At 24.4% G+C, this 3318-nt stretch carries 5 protein-coding genes and 1 pseudogene; all 6 read right to left on the bottom strand.

Features of this window, described 5'->3' with window-relative positions:
• On the bottom strand, positions 1-600 hold a 600-nt coding region (locus ACMUOV_RS04790; protein ID WP_413853971.1), incomplete at its 3' end, for a type I restriction endonuclease.
• A 21-nt stretch (positions 601-621) separates the two neighbouring features.
• Positions 622-1749 (bottom strand): restriction endonuclease subunit S, encoded by a 1128-nt coding sequence (locus ACMUOV_RS04785; RefSeq protein WP_413853970.1) that lies wholly within the window; start codon positions 1747-1749, stop codon positions 622-624.
• A 1-nt stretch (position 1750) separates the two neighbouring features.
• Entirely contained in the window at positions 1751-2266 is a 516-nt protein-coding gene (locus tag ACMUOV_RS04780) for a hypothetical protein (RefSeq protein WP_413853969.1), read from the bottom strand.
• Between the two features lie 5 nt (positions 2267-2271).
• On the bottom strand, positions 2272-2748 hold the full coding sequence (locus ACMUOV_RS04775) for a hypothetical protein (RefSeq protein WP_413853968.1): 477 nt from the start codon (positions 2746-2748) through the stop codon (positions 2272-2274).
• Positions 2748-3143 carry a TIR domain-containing protein gene (locus ACMUOV_RS04770; protein ID WP_413853967.1) on the bottom strand — a complete coding sequence of 132 codons (396 nt, stop codon included), beginning with the start codon at positions 3141-3143 and terminating at the stop codon, positions 2748-2750. The genes ACMUOV_RS04775 and ACMUOV_RS04770 overlap by 1 nt, the downstream gene beginning before the upstream one ends.
• Positions 3144-3155: 12 nt before the next feature.
• Positions 3156-3318 (bottom strand): annotated as a pseudogene (locus ACMUOV_RS04765) (DNA damage-inducible protein D); the annotation flags it as partial.

Here is a 3318-nt window from a genome sequence, read left to right as displayed (position 1 = left end):
TTGCACAAATTTAAAGAGTTGTGGTATTTCGTTTGGCTTACAGTTTTGAACTAACTGTTTTATTCCTTCATCAACCGTTATTGCAGATTTTTTACATTCTATTACTACTAACGGAATACCGTTTACAGTTATTACAATATCCGGTCTTCTATGGGTTTTATCAAACTTTTCTACAGAAAATTCGTCTGTAACTCTAAAAATATTATTATCTATATTTTGCCAATCAATAAATTTTAAATCGAAAGATTGTGTTGTTCCGTCAAATAATGTTTCCTGATAAGATTTTCCATAAAGCAACAAATCATATATTTTTTTTGAAGCACTCATTAAACCTTGTTCCAAAGACACATCTATATCTTGAATTGCTTTTGTTATATTGTTGTTTGAAAAATAAAATTCTTCATTTTTATATTTGAATCTTTGTTTTTTTAAAAATTCCAATAAATCATTTTTTAAGATAACCGTTGAAAGTCGTTCTCTTTGTTTTTCTGCTTCTTTAGGTGATAAATAAAAATAACCTAAACTAACTAACAAATCTATTGCAGGTTGTTGGCTTATCGGTCTTTCGTTTAAAATTTTATGGTCTAAATTTGTGTTCATAATAATTTTCCTAAAAAATTTTTATACTCTAATTTGTCCTGTTAAAAGTTTTTGCATAAGACCTTTTTTTTGCAACTCTAAATCCGAAAGTTTTTGTTCTAATAAATTTATTTGATTATCAGCAGTTGATAAAATATCTACTATCATTTTTTGTTCATTTCTATTTACTGGTATAAAAACAGACATTTTTGCTAAAGTATTCAATTTTATATAAGGAGTATTCCCTTCATTTTTTTCAGATTCTATTCTTTTCTTCAATTTAATATCTAATAAAAATTTAATAAAGAAAATATTCTCTGTAAAATCACTTAACACATAAGTCCTTTGATATGCATTGAATTTTCCTTTATAATAGTGAATATATCCCACATGAGAACCATTTCCAGAAATCAATAATGCTTCTGTATCAAAAGCATATTCGTTTATAAAAAAAAAGTCTTGTGCACAAGTATAAAAACGATATTTACCATTTTTAATCATTGCATTAGCATCTAATTTACCTGTAGTAATTTTTTTGCAAATATTACCTATTATTTCTTTTTTCCACTTATCTTTAAAACCTTTTAAACGGATTTTACCGGTTAAAAGTTTTTGCATTAAATATTTTTTCTGCAATTTCTTTTGTTCAATTAATTTTTTTGTAGTTTCAATTGCTTTATCCCACAATTCCAATATCTCAACTATCTTTTCTTGCTCCTTTATCGGCGGCAACAAAAAAGTTGATTGTGATACTATATTCCAATCAGCACGAGGCATTTTACTACCAGATGACTTATTTGCATAATATAAAAACCTTTGAGTTTGTATTAAACAAAACAAATATTTATTTAAACATATTTTATTATTTGCAATTAAAACCCAAATTTCACTTGAACAAACTCCATCAAAAGTTGCTAAATAATATTTTTTCAAATATGGCCTTAACTTACCAAATAAAACATTGTTTTTATAAAATCTGTTCTTCGTACTGTTTAAATCTCTCGAAGATATTTTTTTAAGTAATATTCCAGTTTCTTGTTCTATACACTCTAATTCTATACAGGGAATATTTTCGTTTATGTTAGGAACATATTTTTCATTAGATAAATCTACAAATGTTCCAAGTTCTAATGATTTCCAATTTTGTAATATTTTATTCGTTTGTTTCATTTTATTTCCAACTAGTTTTATATTCTAAATCTATTGCAATATCAAAAATGGCTTCAGCCATTTTAATATTTTTGTTTTTATAAGAATTAAAAAACAGCGGCGGTTTATTATATCTTTCATATCTATTGTAATCTTCTCTATAAAAATATTCTAAATGTGATTTAGTTATTTCTTTATAATGTTTAAATATATTAACAGTCTTATAATTTAATTCTTTTTGTAAAAATTCCCATTTTTTACAATATTCATTAGATAAATATTTTTTATAATCAAAATTCCATAGGACATAAATTATATTATATAAATATGCTCCATATATTCTTTCCTTTAAATTTCCATTGCTAACAGACAAATATCTTAAACCTAATGTAAACTTTTCACTTGCATAATTTATACCAATAGTAGAATCAATTCTATATTTACATTGAAATATTTTTTCAATATTTAAAATTTCTTTTTGTATCTCTTCTTTGTTTAATAATAAATCTTTTTTTCCTTTAACTTTAATTTCTTTCATAAAAATTATATACCATAATAATTAAGAATTAAAATACCTATTTGTTTTAACAAATTAAAATTATATATAAACATCTTTAACACAAATACTGTTATAAATACTAAAGGAACACAGGATTCATAAAAAGATAAATTTTTATGTTTACCATCCTTTAGAATTTTATATTCCATATTAAAAACCTCTATGGGCAACTGTTTTTCTACAAAATTTACAACTTTAAATTTAGCAGAATTTAATTTTTTATATGAATTAATTTTACAAAACCAAATAATATTAATAAGTACTCCAAATAATAATACTAACAAATAGTTAAAAAAAGATGTGTAGGCAATAATTCCAGTGTTTAATAATATGTAGAAATTATTAGATTTCTGCCTACAATCACTTATATGTTGAGTAGTTTCAACATACATTTTGTAAATTTCTAAAATATCGTGTCGTTTATTCTCATTATACTTTAGCTGTTCTTTTAATTTTTTCATTAAGATCCCCTAATTGCTCTTACTATGGATTCTGTATTCCAACCCACAATTTCATCTGCATTTACTTTTACAAAAAAAGACGTTCTTTCCGAACCCCATGGCTCTATAGCAATTATTTTTTTATTTAAATTTTTTGCTATTTCAACTTCTTTATTAATCCATTTGCTATAAGTAGAATATACTCCCGCTAAAATTAAAACAACAGATGTTGGTCTAATTTTATTTTCAATTGCTTCTCTTAATTGTCTATCTGTTCCATTTGTATGAATAGGATCATTAAAAGGAACAGAATAATTTCTATATTCAAAATAAGGTCTATCATTCAATAAATTACATAACCGTTGATATTCATCAAAATAAGACCAAGAATGACTGATAAAAAGATTATATACCATAAAGCTCTCCTATTACTTCTTCAACTTCTTTTGTTTGTTTTCAAGTTTTTTGATACTTTCTACTACCGGTAAATCTTCCGGCATTGTCCCACCAAGTTCTTCTATAGTTTGCCTTACTTTTTTACCAACTTCAAAGTGTGTTTTATTTGCTTGATATTTATTATTTATCTTTTCT

It is taken from the genome of Candidatus Ruminimicrobium bovinum, assembly GCF_902760015.1.
In the GTDB taxonomy this organism is placed as follows: domain Bacteria; phylum Elusimicrobiota; class Endomicrobiia; order Endomicrobiales; family Endomicrobiaceae; genus Ruminimicrobium; species Ruminimicrobium bovinum.
Note: the sequence above shows the minus strand (reverse complement) of the source record. Positions and strands in the feature narration are given on the sequence as shown.

Coding starts and splice junctions, on each gene's coding strand:
- ACMUOV_RS04785 (WP_413853970.1), bottom strand. CDS start 1,749: ATGAAACAAACGAATAAAATATTACAAAATTGGAAATCATTAGAACTT.
- ACMUOV_RS04780 (WP_413853969.1), bottom strand. CDS start 2,266: ATGAAAGAAATTAAAGTTAAAGGAAAAAAAGATTTATTATTAAACAAA.
- ACMUOV_RS04775 (WP_413853968.1), bottom strand. CDS start 2,748: ATGAAAAAATTAAAAGAACAGCTAAAGTATAATGAGAATAAACGACAC.
- ACMUOV_RS04770 (WP_413853967.1), bottom strand. CDS start 3,143: ATGGTATATAATCTTTTTATCAGTCATTCTTGGTCTTATTTTGATGAA.